This window comes from Phenylobacterium sp. LjRoot219, assembly GCF_964252995.1.
In the GTDB taxonomy this organism is placed as follows: Bacteria; Pseudomonadota; Alphaproteobacteria; order Caulobacterales; family Caulobacteraceae; genus Phenylobacterium.
Genome location: NZ_CAXUQI020000001.1, coordinates 1,673,958 through 1,687,232, shown reverse-complemented (window position 1 = coordinate 1,687,232; position 13,275 = coordinate 1,673,958). Strand labels below are relative to the sequence as shown.

At 69.7% G+C, this 13,275-nt stretch carries 10 protein-coding genes; 4 read left to right on the top strand and 6 right to left on the bottom strand.

Annotation, left to right across the window (positions count from 1 at the left end; all coding sequences use genetic code 11):
* Window position 1 precedes the first annotated feature (1 nt).
* Window positions 2-967: an NUDIX hydrolase gene (locus tag ACSQ14_RS08320; RefSeq protein WP_436011574.1), complete on the top strand. Its 966-nt coding sequence runs from the start codon at window positions 2-4 to the stop codon at window positions 965-967.
* A 192-nt stretch (window positions 968-1,159) separates the two neighbouring features.
* On the opposite strand, the gene ACSQ14_RS08315 is transcribed toward ACSQ14_RS08320, so the two are convergent.
* From ACSQ14_RS08315 to ACSQ14_RS08300, 4 genes are all read right to left on the bottom strand, one after another.
* A complete protein-coding gene (locus ACSQ14_RS08315) occupies window positions 1,160-1,699 on the bottom strand; it encodes a porin family protein (protein ID WP_436011572.1) in 540 nt (179 codons plus the stop codon).
* A 253-nt stretch (window positions 1,700-1,952) separates the two neighbouring features.
* Window positions 1,953-4,652, bottom strand: a complete 2,700-nt coding sequence (ppdK, locus tag ACSQ14_RS08310; RefSeq protein WP_436011570.1) for a pyruvate, phosphate dikinase — start codon at window positions 4,650-4,652, stop codon at window positions 1,953-1,955.
* A gap of 18 nt (window positions 4,653-4,670) precedes the next feature.
* Entirely contained in the window at window positions 4,671-6,680 is a 2,010-nt protein-coding gene (gene glyS / locus ACSQ14_RS08305) for a glycine--tRNA ligase subunit beta (RefSeq protein WP_436011568.1), read from the bottom strand.
* A gap of 3 nt (window positions 6,681-6,683) precedes the next feature.
* The gene (locus tag ACSQ14_RS08300; RefSeq protein ID WP_436011566.1) at window positions 6,684-7,568 is read right to left on the bottom strand and encodes a glycine--tRNA ligase subunit alpha; all 885 of its coding nucleotides are present in this window, start codon (window positions 7,566-7,568) and stop codon (window positions 6,684-6,686) included.
* Window positions 7,569-7,675: 107 nt separating this feature from the next.
* Here ACSQ14_RS08300 and ACSQ14_RS08295 point away from each other — a divergent pair, with 107 nt between their 5' ends.
* The 3 genes from ACSQ14_RS08295 (at window position 7,676) to ACSQ14_RS08285 (ending at window position 10,433) form a co-directional block, all read left to right on the top strand.
* Entirely contained in the window at window positions 7,676-7,999 is a 324-nt protein-coding gene (locus ACSQ14_RS08295; protein WP_436011564.1) for a hypothetical protein, read from the top strand.
* Window positions 8,000-8,534: 535 nt separating this feature from the next.
* Window positions 8,535-8,873: a P-II family nitrogen regulator gene (locus ACSQ14_RS08290; protein WP_436011562.1), complete on the top strand. Its 339-nt coding sequence runs from the start codon at window positions 8,535-8,537 to the stop codon at window positions 8,871-8,873.
* Window positions 8,874-8,891: 18 nt separating this feature from the next.
* Window positions 8,892-10,433 carry an ammonium transporter gene (locus tag ACSQ14_RS08285; RefSeq protein ID WP_436011560.1) on the top strand — a complete coding sequence of 514 codons (1,542 nt, stop codon included), beginning with the start codon at window positions 8,892-8,894 and terminating at the stop codon, window positions 10,431-10,433.
* A gap of 219 nt (window positions 10,434-10,652) precedes the next feature.
* Here ACSQ14_RS08285 and ACSQ14_RS08280 read toward each other — a convergent pair whose 3' ends face one another.
* Window positions 10,653-11,543: a 4-(cytidine 5'-diphospho)-2-C-methyl-D-erythritol kinase gene (locus ACSQ14_RS08280; protein ID WP_436011558.1), complete on the bottom strand. Its 891-nt coding sequence runs from the start codon at window positions 11,541-11,543 to the stop codon at window positions 10,653-10,655.
* Window positions 11,544-11,546: 3 nt separating this feature from the next.
* On the bottom strand, window positions 11,547-13,241 hold the full coding sequence (locus tag ACSQ14_RS08275; protein WP_436011556.1) for a tetratricopeptide repeat protein: 1,695 nt from the start codon (window positions 13,239-13,241) through the stop codon (window positions 11,547-11,549).
* Between the last annotated feature and the right edge of the window lie 34 nt (window positions 13,242-13,275).

Sequence of the window (13,275 nt, the reverse complement as noted above, 5' to 3'; positions counted from 1 at the left end):
CGTGCCGAGCTCGGTGGTCATCGGACTCTCCGCCGTGGTCGTCGCGATCCGCGACGGCGAAGCCATGGTGCTGACCGTGCGGCCGCGCGGACAGGACCTGCCGGGCCTGCCGTTCGGTCCGTTCGACCCGGCCGGGCATCGCACCTTCGAGCTGGCGCTGCGCGCCTTCGTGACCGAGCAGACCCGGTTCAACCTCGGCTATGTCGAGCAGCTCTACACCTTTGGCGACAAGGGCCGCGACGCGCCGCTGGCGGACATGGGCGAAGGCGCCGGCGACGGTGGCACGCGGGTGATCTCGGTCGGCTACCTGGCGCTGGCCCCTGCGGCGCTGGAAGGCCACTCGCCGGTCTCCGACTGGCAGTCCTGGTCGCGCTTCTTTCCGTGGGAGGACTGGCGCGACGGCCGGCCGGGAGCGCTGGCGGCGATCGAGGACGCGCTGCGCCGCTGGGCCGACGGCGACGCTCAGCGGCTGTCGCGCGCCGGCCACCTGTTCGCCCTCGACGGCGCGCTCTGGAACGAAGAACGGGTGCTGGAGCGCTACGAGCTGCTCTACGAGGCCGGCCTGGTCCATGAGGCTGCCCGTGACCGCGGTGAGCGGCCGCTGGAGCAGCCCGAGCGGCTGCTGGCGGCGCTCGGCGAGCCGATGATCTCCGACCACCGGCGGATCCTGGCGACCGCGCTGTCGCGGCTGCGCGGCAAGCTGAAGTACCGGCCGGTGGTGTTCGAACTGATGCCCGAGGCCTTCACCCTTTCGGCCCTACAGCGGGCGGTGGAGGCGATCCTCGGCGCGCCGCTGCACAAGCAGAACTTCCGCCGCGCGCTGGAACGGGCCGAGCTGGTCGAGGGCCTGGGCCGGCTGGAGACCGACACCGGCGGCCGCCCCGCCGAACTGTTCCGCTTCCGCCGCGAGCAGCTGCGCGCCCGGCCGGTGCTGGGGCTGTCGCTCCCGCTGATGGTGCGGGACTAGGGGCGTCAGAACGCCCCCTCCGTCTCGCGCCTGCGGCGCGATCCACCTCCCCCACTGCGCGGTGGAGGAGCGTGTCGCCGCTGCTCCCCTGCGAAGCGGGGGAGCTGTCCGCGAAGCGGACTGAGGGGGCGTTCGGCCACGCAAAAGCCCTCCCGTCGCCGGGAGGGCTTCCGCGTCTTGCGTCAGGCGCGCTTAGAACTGGCGATTGTAGCCGATCGACCAGACGTCGGCGTGGCCGTCGCCGCCTTGATACTCATGACGGGTGTAGTCGGCGCGGATGCCGTTCTGCGCGTCGACGTGATACTGGCCGCCGACGCCGAAGTTCCACGACTGCACGTCATCGGAATCCGACACGTCGGCGATCGTGGTCTTCAGCTTGGTGTTGCCGTAGCCGACGCGGCCGACGATGTCGAACTGCGGCGACACCGGCAGGAAGCCCACGCCGTAGAGCGCTTCCTGGTGCTTCAGCTTGGTCTTGGCCTCGAGGCCAGCGCCGAGATCGGTCTTGTCGCTGCCGAGACCGACGCCAAGTTCACCTTCGACGCCGAACCAGTTGTTCAAGCGATAGCCGACACGGCCCTGGAGCGTGTCCAGGTTAGCGGCGCCCGGACCGACGTTCGCATAACCGATGTTTCCGTAAACGTGCGGCGCAACAGAAGCGACGTCTTGCGCCATAGCCGGAGCCGCAAAAGCGACGACAGCAAGCGAGGTAGCGGCGATGAGAGACTTCATTTTGTTTTACTCCAACGCGAACTGAACAACGGCCCCCAGCCGGGTTTCAGTTCGGCCTCAAACGCGGCGACAAAGCGTCCGGTTCGCCGGTTCGGCCGAGCCCGCGTGAGCGTGTGTCCTCTACGCCACAGCTGTGATGCGGTTCAGCTCCAGTTCATCTGCGGTGGATGTCCCGCCAAACGAAAACGTCGGCGCGAACTCGTCGCGCCGACGCACTTCCGTTTCGAAATGGCGCGGGCCGGAGCCCGACCGCCTAGCGGTCCTTTTCGCGCTCGCCGATGGCCGCCTGGGCGGCTGCGAGGCGGGCGATCGGCACGCGGTAGGCCGAGCAGCTGACGTAATCCAGGCCGATGGCCTCGCAGAACTGGATCGACGCCGGGTCGCCGCCGTGCTCGCCGCAGATGCCGAGCTTGACGTCCGGCCGCGCGGCGCGGCCGCGCTCCGCGGCGATGCGGATCAGGTCGCCGACGCCCTCCTGGTCGAGGCTGACGAAGGGATCCTTCTCGAAGATGCCCTTGTCGATGTAGGCGTTGAGGAACCGGCCGGAGTCGTCACGGCTGATGCCGAAGGTGGTCTGGGTCAGGTCGTTGGTGCCGAACGAGAAGAACTCGGCGTTCTCAGCCAGGTCGCCGGCCCGCAGCGCCGCGCGCGGCAGCTCGACCATGGTGCCGACCTTGTAGTCGATCGGCTGGCCCTTCTCGGCGATCACCGCCTTGGCGGTGCGGTCGGTGAGCTCCTTGAGGAACTTCATCTCCTCGCCCTTGGCGACCAGCGGGTGCATGATCTCCGGGATCGGCGCCGGCTTGCCCTGGGCGACGATATCGCAGGCGGCCTCGATGATGGCGCGGACCTGCATCTCGTAGATCTCCGGATAGGAGACGCCGAGGCGGCAGCCGCGGTGGCCCAGCATCGGGTTCACCTCGTGCAGCTCCTGGGCCCGCCGCATCAGCTTGGCGGCGTCGAGGCCGGTGGCGGCGGCGACCGCGACCACGTCCTCTTCCGTATGCGGCAGGAACTCGTGCAGCGGCGGGTCGAGCAGGCGGATGGTGACCGGCAGGCCTTCCATGATGCCGAACAGGTCGACGAAGTCCTTGCGCTGCATCGGCAGGATCTTGGCCAGCGCCGCACGGCGGCCGGCCTCGTCGTCGGCCAGGATCATCTCGCGCACGGCGGCGATCCGGTCGGGATCGAAGAACATGTGCTCGGTGCGGCACAGGCCGATGCCCTCGGCGCCGAACTGCCGGGCGGTCTTGGCGTCGAGCGCGGTCTCGGCGTTGGCGCGCACCTTCAGCCGGCGCACGGTGTCGGCCCAGCCCATCAGGGTGGCGAAGTCGCCGGACAGCTCCGGCTCGATCATCTTCACCTGGCCCTGCAGCACTTCGCCCGTCGAGCCGTCGATGGTGACGATGTCGCCGGCCCGGATGGTCTTGCCGCGGGCGTGGAACTCGCCGGCCTTGCCGTCGATGTGGATCTCGCCGGCGCCGGAGACGCACGGCCGGCCCATGCCGCGGGCGACCACCGCCGCGTGGCTGGTCATGCCGCCGCGGGCGGTGACCACGCCGCGGGCGGCGTCCATGCCGCGGATGTCCTCAGGCGAGGTCTCTTCACGGACCAGGATCACCGCTTCGCCGATGCCGCCGCCCAGCCGTTCGGCCTCCTCGGCGGTGAACACCACCTTGCCGGTGGCCGCGCCGGGCGAAGCCGGCAGGCCGACGGCGATCACCTCGCGCGGGCTCGCCGGGTCGATGGTCGGGTGCAGCAGCTGGTCGAGCGACGCCGGCTCGACCCGCATCACCGCTTCTTCCTTGGTGATCAGGCCTTCGGACGCGAGATCGACGGCGACCTTCAGCGCCGCCTTGGCGGTGCGCTTGCCGTTGCGAGTCTGGAGCATGTAGAGGCGCCCCTGCTCGACGGTGAACTCGATGTCCTGCATGTCGCGGTAGTGCTTCTCGAGCTTCTCCACGACGGCTTTGAACTGGACGAAGACCTCCGGCAGGGCCTCTTCCATCGACGGCTGGCGGTCGCCCATCTCTTCGCGGGCGATCTTGGTCAGCGCCTGTGGGGTGCGGATGCCGGCGACGACGTCCTCGCCCTGGGCGTTGATAAGGAACTCGCCATAGAGGCGGTTCTCGCCGGTCGACGGATTGCGGGTGAAGGCCACGCCCGTCGCCGAGCTGTCGCCCATATTGCCGAACACCATCGACTGGATGTTCACCGCCGTGCCCCAGCTTTCCGGGATGTCGTGCATGCGGCGGTAGAACTTCGCCCGGTCGTTCATCCAGCTGGCGAAGACGGCGCCGACGGCGCCCCACAGCTGGTCGTTGGCGTCCTGCGGGAACGGCTGGCCGCTCTCGCGCGCGACCGCGGCCTTGTAGTCGGCGACCACCGCTTCCCAGTCGTCGGCGGACAGGCCGGTGTCGACCTGGATGTCGAGCCGGTCCTTATGGTCGTCGAGGATCTCCTCGAACATGTGGTGGTCGAGGCCGAGCACTACGTTCGAGAACATCTGGATGAAGCGGCGATAGGAATCGAAGGCGAAGCGCCGGTCCCCGGACAGCTGGGCCAGGCCCTCGACGGTCTGGTCGTTGAGGCCGAGGTTGAGGACGGTGTCCATCATCCCGGGCATCGAGGCGCGCGCGCCGGAACGCACCGACACCAGCAGCGGATTGGCCGGGTCGCCGAACGTCTTGCCGGTCAGCTCTTCGACGCGGGTGAGGCCCTTCGCCACCTGCGCCTGCAGGTCGTCCGGATAGCTCCGGCCGTTGGCGTAGTAGTGGACGCACGCCTCGGTCGTGATGGTGAATCCTGGCGGCACGGGCAGGCCCAGCGCCGACATCTCGGCGAGGTTGGCGCCCTTCCCTCCCAGCAAGTTCTTCATGGAGGCGTCGCCGTCAGCGCCGCCGCCCCCGAAGGCATAGACCCAACGCGTCTTCACCATCGTGTCGGCCACCATGTTGCGTGGTCCCCTTACTTAACCGGTCACTTGCGAGAAGTCCGCCACGCGACCCATCGCGTCACGAACCTTCACCAGAAGCCGCAAGCGGTTGTCGCGCTCTTCTGGAATATCGGAGTTCACCAGCACCTTGTCGAAGAAGGCGTCGACCGGCGCGCGAAGATTGGCGAGTTCGCGCATGGCGCCCTCGAAATCCTCACGGTCGAGCGCTTTTTCGACCTCGATCTGCACGTGTCCGGCCATGTTGATGAGCTCGCGCTCCTCGACCGGCGCGCTGGCCATATCGACCGGCGCGCCGCTCGGCAGCGCGCCCTTCTTTTCCTCGGCTTTGAGGATGTTGACCGCGCGCTTGTAGCCGGCCAGCAGGTTCTTGCCGTCCTCGGAGCCGAGGAAGCGGTCGAGATGGTCGACGCGGCTGACGATCCGCACCAGGTCGTCGTCGCCCAGGGCGAACACCGCATCCACCAGGTCGTGGCGCTGGCCCTGCTCGCGCAGCAGCACCTTCAGCCGGTCGGCGAAGAAGGCCAGCAGGTCCGGCGAGGCGACGGTCCTCAGCGGCAGGCGCGTGCGGCTCTGCAGCAGGATGCGGATCACCCCCAGCGCCGCGCGGCGCAGCGCGAACGGATCCTTCGAGCCGGTCGGCTTCTCGTCGATGGCGAAGAAGCTGACCAGGGTGTCGAGCTTGTCGGCGAGCGCCACAGTCACGGCGACCGGCTGCTCCGGAATTGCGTCGGCCGGCCCCTGCGGGCGATAGTGCTGGCGGATGGCGTCGACGATCTCGGGGTCGAGACCTTCCTTCTCCGCATAGTAGGCGCCCATGATCCCCTGCAGTTCGGGGAACTCGCCGACCATGCCGGACACCAGGTCGGCCTTGGCCAGGCGCGCGGCCTGGGCCGCCTTGGCCTTGGTCGCCGGGCCTTCCTGCACGAACGGCGCGAGCGTCGCGGCAAGCGCCGCGATCCGCTCGACCCGCTCGTACATAGTGCCGAGCTTGGCGTGGAAGGTGACGCCCTTCAGCTTCTCCAGCCGGTCTTCCAGCGGGGTCTTGAGGTCTTCGTTCCAGAAGAAGCGGGCGTCGGAGAGCCGCGCCGCGAGCACCTTGGCGTTGCCCTTGGAGATGGTCACGCCGCCGTCGGTCGCCTCGATGTTGGCGACGGTGACGAAGTGCGGAACCAGGAAGCCGGTGTTCGGGTCGCGCACGGCGAAATAGCGCTGGTGCACCCGCATCGAGGTGCGGATCACCTCCGGCGGCAGATCCAGGAAGTCGGGATCCATGTCGCCCATCACCGGCGTCGGCCATTCGGCGAGGCCGGCGACCTCGTCCAGCAGCCCCTCGTCCTCGACCAGCTCGAAGTTGCGCGCGAAGCAGAGGGTGCGTGCGGCGTCCATGATCCGCTCCTTGCGCTCCTCCGGATCGAGGACCACGAAGTTGCGAGCGAGGCCGTCCTGGTACTGGTCGAAGTCGCGCGCCCGGAACGGCTCGCGCGAGCCCATGAAGCGGTGGCCCTCGGTGACGTCGCCGCTTTCGATCCCCTCGATCGCGAACGGCACGACCTCGCCGTCGAACACGCAGAGGATGCGCTTCAGCGGCCGCACCCAGCGCAGCTTGCTGGTCCCGGAGACCATCGACTTCGGCCAGGGGAAGCTGCGGACCGTCGCCTCGACGATCTCGGCGACGATCTCCGGCGTCGGCCGGCCGGGCTTGTGCAGATGGGCGAAGTAGACGCCGTCGCGTTCGATCAGTTGCTCGCGGCTCAGGCCGGTCGAGCGCAGGAAGCCCTCGATCGCCTGGTCAGGCGCGCCGACGCGCGGGCCTTTACGATCCTCATGGCGCTCGGCCTGGGCCGGCGGCAGCCCCTCGGCGACCAGGGTCAGGCGACGCGGCCCGGCGAAAGTCTTCAGCGCCTCCGGCAGGAAGCCTTCTTTCGACAGCGCCTCGCGCACCATGCGTTCGAGGTCGCGCGCGGCCTGGGCCTGCATGCGCGCGGGAATTTCTTCGGACTGAAGTTCGAGAAGAAGCTGGGGCATGGGTCAGGCCGCCTCGCCTTGCTGGGCGACCCAGGCTTCGGCGCACATCTTACAGAGGTCGCGGATGCGGCCGATGTAGCTCTGGCGCTCGGCCACGGCGATCGCTCCGCGGGCGTCCATGATATTGAACAGGTGGCTCGCCTTCAGCACGTGGTCGTAAGCCGGCAGCACCAGCTGCTGGCCCTGGCGGCCGCGGCTTTGCAGGATCCGCGGCACCTCGCGTTCCATGTCCTGGAACTGGCGCTGGAATGTGGCGACGTCGGCGACTTCCAGCTCGAAGGCCGAGAACTGTTGCTCGTTGGCCAGGAAGATGTCGCCGTAGGTGAACTCGTCGTTGTACTGCAGCTCGTAGACGCTCTCTTTGTTCTGCAGATAGAGCGCCAGCCGCTCGAGCCCATAGGTCAGCTCGCCGGCCACCGGGAACACGTCGAGCCCGCCCACCTGCTGGAAGTAGGTGTACTGGGTGATCTCCATCCCGTCGCACCAGACCTCCCAGCCGAGGCCCCAGGCGCCGACCGTCGGGTTCTCCCAGTCGTCCTCGACGAAGCGGATGTCGTGGACCATCGGGTCGATGCCGATCGCCTCCAGCGAGCCGAGATAGAGCTCCTGCAGGTTCGGCGGATTGGGCTTCAGGATCACCTGATACTGGTGATGCTGGTGCAGCCGGTTTGGGTTCTCGCCATAGCGGCCGTCGGCCGGCCGCCGGGACGGCTGGACGTAGGCCACCCGCCAGGGCTTGGGCCCGAGCGCCCGCAGCACCGTCATCGGGTTCAGGGTGCCAGCCCCGACCTCGACGTCGTAGGCCTGCACGATGGTGCAGCCTTGGCGGCTCCAATAGTCATGGAGTTTCAGGAACAGGCCCTGAAACGAAAGCGGCTTTTCAGACATGAATTGGGACGGTTTCGCAGGCGCAAAAAAAGTCGGCGGACCATAGGGCCCGCCGACCTTCGCTTCAAGCCGCGCCGAAGGCTCGGGCGGCTGAGGTTTGGGCTTAGTTGCCCTTCGGCGCCGTCCGCCGGCCGGCCGCCGAGTTCGGCCCGCCGAATTGCTCGCGGTTTTCCCGCGTGTCGGGGATCGGGCTCATGCTGGCGACCTGGCTCGTGGCGCTGGCGTTCTGCCCCGCATCGCTGGCCGACGTCGCGCTGGCGTCAGAACCCGACGTCGTCGCGCTCGGCGCCGTCGTGCTGCTATCCGAGCTGGAGGTCGACGGCGAGCTCGACATGCTGCCGCTGCTGCTGCTGTCGCTCGGCATGCTGCTCGAAGAGGCGCCCGCGCTGGAATCGCTGGGCTGGTCGCTCGTCGAACTGGCCTGGGCGTAGGCCGCGCCGGCGATCAGGCCGGACGCCGCCAGGGCGCTCAGAAAATAGGTCATCTTCATTCGGCTCTCTCCTTGGTTTGGGTTGGCTTCTGCCTGCCCCCGCCCTCTCGACCCCTGGCCGCTGGGTCGTGTCCTCGTCGTCCCGTCGGTGTGCGGCCTTTGGCGCGCAGCTGCTCCATATCCTCGCGCGGCCCACGCGCCGTCGCCGCGCCTCTGAAGCTTCGCGCTCACTACGCCCGCGCAGCTTGCGGGTTCCCCGCTCACGGCCTCGTGACCAGGAAGCTGCAGCACAGAGTCGCTTTCAGCTTGGCCGCCTGGAGCGCCATTCTGCACAATAACCGCGCTATCTGAGATTCCATTGCACAGGAAATCGGCAGTAGCGACCTAGTTGCGGCCGCAATCTGCCCGTCGGGGCCGGGTTTGCCCCGACGCACCGCTAGCGTCAGCCAGCCGTCGCGCCTCGTGCTGAGCGTGGGGGTACGGCGCACTTCAACAACGAGGGGCGGACCTCCCCGGGGGTCACGCGGGAGCGAGCGATGAAACTGATCATGGCGGTCGTCAAACCCTTCAAGCTGGACGACGTGCGCGAAGCGCTCGTCGCGGCCGGCGTCGAGGGTCTGACGGTCTCGGAGGTCAAGGGGTATGGCCGGCAAAAGGGCCAGACCGAGATCTATCGGGGGGCGGAATACCAAGTGAACTTCCTGCCCAAGGTGAAGCTCGAGGTGGTGGTCGAAGACACCGCCGTGGCCAAGACCGTGGACGCGATCAAGCAGGCGGCCGGCACCGGCAAGATCGGTGACGGCAAGATCTTCGTCCTGAACGTCGAAGAGGCGGTGCGCATCCGGACCGGCGAAACCGGCGCGGCCGCGCTCTAAGAGGGAAAAGAAAAAGAAATGAAGCTCATCGGATTGAAGGGGTTCGCGGGCGTTGCGCTCGCCGCGGGGATGGCGTTCGCGCCGCTCGCCCCGGCCCTCGCCCAAGACGCCGCCCCGGTCGCCGCGGCGGCTGAGGTCGCCGCACCCGCGGTCCCGGCGGAATCGCCGGTCGCCGCCGCCTCCGCGCCTGTCGCGGCCGTGGAAGCTGCGCCCGCCGCAGCGCCGCAGCCGGACAAGGGCGACGTCAGCTGGATGCTGGTGTCGAGCCTGCTCGTGCTGCTGATGATCCTGCCTGGCCTGGCGCTGTTCTACGGCGGTCTCGTCCGCCAGAAGAACATGCTGTCGATGCTGATGCAGGTCTCGACCGTGGCCGTCATCGGCATGATCGCCTGGATCCTGTGGGGCTACAGCCTCGCCTTCACCGACGGCGGCGGTCTCGACAAGTTCGTCGGCGGCTTCGGGCGACTGTTCCTCAAGGACGTTACGCCCGCCAGCAACGTCGCCACCTTCTCGACCGGCGTGGTGATCCCCGAGCTGGCGTTCATCTGCTTCCAGATGACGTTCGCCGCCATCACCGCGGCCCTGGTCCTGGGCGGTGTCGCCGAGCGCATGAAGTTCGCCGCCGTGGTGGTCTTCGCCGTGCTCTGGCCGCTGCTGTCCTACTATCCGCTGGCCCACATGGTCTGGTGGTGGCCGGGTCCGGACGCGATCGCTGGCGCGCCCACCGATCCGGTGCGTGCGGGTCTGATCTGGGGCTTCGGCGCGATCGACTTCGCCGGCGGCACCGTCGTCCACATCAACGCGGGTATCGCCGCTCTCGTCGGCTGCCTGATCCTCGGACCGCGCAAGGGCTACAAGACCGAAGCCATGCCGCCCCACTCGCTGACGCTGACCGCGGTCGGCGCCGGCCTCCTGTGGGTGGGCTGGTTCGGCTTCAACGCCGGTTCGAACCTGGAAGCCAACGGCTACGCCGCGCTGGCCATGATGAACACCTTCGTCGCCACCGCCGGCGCGGGCCTGTCGTGGGTCGTCACCGAGTGGGTGACCCGTAAGAAGGCCAGCATGCTGGGCCTGGCTTCGGGTCTGGTCGCCGGTCTCGTCGCCGTCACCCCGGCCGCCGGCTTCGCCGGCCCGGTCGGCGCGCTGATCCTCGGCCTGATCGTCAGCCCGATCTGCGTGATCTTCTGCTCGATCATCAAGAACGCGCTGAAGTACGACGACAGCCTGGACGCCTTCGGCATCCACGGCATCGGCGGCATCGTCGGCGCGCTCGCCACCGGCCTGCTGGTCAACCCCGCCTGGGGCGGCGCCGGGATCGTCGACTACACGACCTGCGCGGCCGACGGGGACATCGCGACCTGCGACACCGCGGCCTACTCGATGGCCACCCAGTTCCTCGCCCAGTTCAAGGGCGTGCTGGTCAGCATCGGCTGGTCGGCGGTGGCCAGCCTGATCGTCTTCCTCATCATCAAGTACGCGATCGGCCTGCGGGCCAGCGCGGACGCCGAGGAAGAAGGTCTCGACATCGTCGAGCACGGCGAACGCGCCTACCACACCTAAATGGACGCGCCAGCCGGCCCTCGGGCCGGCACGCGGAACGGGGGCCCTTCGGGGCCCCCGTTTTCGTTTGGAGGAACCAATCCCGCTCATCCCGGCGAAGGCCGGGACCCAGATTCGGCTTGAGCGTTTGGTGGTCCACGCGCGAGCGGTTTTCCGAGCTCCTCGGAGCCCGTCAGCTGGGTCCCGGCCTTCGCCGGGATGAGCGGCGTGTGAAGCGCCCTACCCCGCGTCCGGCCAGGGCCCGCCCAGGCGGCAGCGCCGGACCCACCAGTGGGGGGCCATGGCCTCCAGCCGCTCGGCCAGGCCCTCGGCCTCGATGTCGCTGGCGCACAGCGCAAAGCAGGTCCCGCCGGAGCCCGAGACCCGCGCCAGCAGCGCCTCGCGCTCGCCGGCCAGGGTGTCGAGCACCGCGCCGACCTCCGGCTCGACGGCGATCGCCGGCGCCTCCAGGTCGTTGCGCTGGGTGGCGAGCCAGCCCGCCAGTTCGGCGGCGCTCTCGAACGCCGTCGGCATCCGCGGCGGCGCGACGTCGCCGAAGCGGCCGCTCGCGTCGAGCTGGCGATAGACCGCCGGGGTCGAGACCGGGGTGCGCGGATTGACCAGCACCGCGTCCAGCACCGGCAGCACCGGCGCCGCCGACAGGCGTTCGCCGCGCCCCTCGGCCAGCACCGGCCGGCCCCACAGACAGGCCGCGCCGTCCGCGCCAAGCTCCGCAGCCACCGCCTCCAGGGCGGCGTCGTCGAGCGGCGCGCCGAGCGCCGCGCGCAGCAGCCGCAAGGCCGCCCCGGCGTCGCTGGAGCCGCCGCCGAGGCCCGCGGCGACCGGCAGCACCTTGTCCAGGATCAGCCCGACCGGCGGCGTCGGCCCGGCGGACCTGGCCAGCAGCGCGCGCGCCGCGCGCAGCACCAGGTTGTCGGCGCTCGCCGGCGCGGCGTCCGCGAACGGCCCGCGCACCTTCAGCCCGAGCGCGTCGGCGTCATGCACGGTGATCCGGTCGCCGACGTCGGCGAAGACCATCAGGCTGCAGAGCGGATGGTAGCCGTCCGCGCCCGGCGCGCCGACGTGGAGGAAGAGGTTGACCTTCGCCGGCGCGTAGGCGGTGTCCGCCACGGGCTAGTCGCCCGCCAGCAGCGCCGAGGGTCCCTCCGGCCCGAGCGGCGAGGCGAGCTTCGCCTGGGCTCGCAGGCGGATCTTGTCGTCCGGCTTGAGGGTCAGCACCCGGCGCCACTGGAACAGCGCCTCGTCCCGCCGGCCGACCTTCCAGTAGGCGTCGCCGAGGTGGTCGTTCACCTCCGGGTCGCCGGCCTCCAGCTCGACCGCCTGCTCGAGCTTCTCGACCGCCTGCTTGTAGTCGCCGAGCCGGAAATAGGCCCAGCCGAGGGAATCGACCATCGCCCCGGAGCGCGGGTTGGCGGCCACCGCCTTCTCGACCATCGCCAGCGCCTCCGGCAGGCGCACGCCGCGGTCGATCCAGGAATAGCCGAGATAGTTCAGCAACTCCGGCTCCTCGGGCCGGAGCTTCAGCGCGGCCTGGAGATCCGTCTCCGCCTCGCTCCAGCGGCCGAGCTTCTCGAGCGACACCGCGCGACCGAAATAGAGCCGCCAGTCGGGCGCCGGCGCTTCCTTGATCAGCTCGTCCATCAGCGTGACCGATTCGGCGTAGCGCTCGTTGGCCCGCAGCAGGTCGGCCAGGGTCAACCGCGCGTCGGCAGCGCCGGAACTGGCGGCGGCCTGGGCGATGCGCAGCGCGGTGACGTGGTCGTCGGCCTGCTCGTAGGTCCAGGCGAGCTTGCCCTGGGCGTCGATATATTCCGGCGAGCCGGGGCGCGGCCGGGCGTAGGCCTGCCGCGCCGAGTCCGTGTCGCCGCCGGCCTGCATGATGTCGCCGACCATCACCCAGGCTTCGTCACGCTTCGGGTCGAGCCGCAGCAGCAGCCGCAGGTAGGCCAGCGCGATCTGGTGCTGCTTCGCCGCGATCATGGTCACGGTCGGCGCGAGCATGGCCTGGGCCGCGCCCTCGCGCAGGGTCGGCGCGGCGGGCGCCGCCTTGCCGGCGGCGGCGCGGGCCTTGGCGACGGCCACCGCCTCGCTTTGGCCGTCGCCGAGCGCGGCGGTATAGAGCGCGACGGCTTCGAGCCGCCGGCCGCGGCGTTCGAGGAAGCCGCCGTAGGCCAGAACGGCGATCTCGCTCGGCGTCTCGCCCGCGGCGGCCGCCTTCAGGTCGGTCTCGGCCTCGTCGTAGCGCTTGGCGCGCTCGAACAGCAGGCCGCGGCCGATGCCGCCGAAATAGTCGACCAGCTTGTCGCCGCGCACCTGCGGCCGGGCCAGCGAGCCCTCGAGGTCGCCGGCCTGCGCCGCCGCCCACGGGGCGAGCAGCGCCGCCGCCGATTTGTGCGGAAAAGCGATCGACTCGGAGGTGAGTTCGGCGACCGCGACCTTGCCCTGGTCCTCGGCCATGGCCTCGACGCCGCGCACCAGCGCGCCCAGCCGCTTCGCCGCCTCGGAAGCCTCGTCGCCGGTCGGCGCGAGCGTGGCGGCGCGCGGAATGTCCCCGGCCAGCAGGGCCGCGGTGAACGCCTTCTCGGAGATCACCTGGTCGGCCCCGGGCTGGCCGCGCGCCGCGTCGAAGAAGCGCGCGGCTTCCTGACTGCGGCCGTCGTTCAGCGCCCCCTGCCCCGCCAGGAACATGCCGTAGGCGGATTCCGCAGGGGGCGGCGCCGCCTCCGCCTGCTGCGGGCCCCTCGCAACCCCCGCGCAGCCTCCGAGGAGGACCAGCGGGCTGACGAAGAGCAGGAGCGATCGGCGCATGGCGATGACCTTCTCGGGTGCGACGCGCTACGGC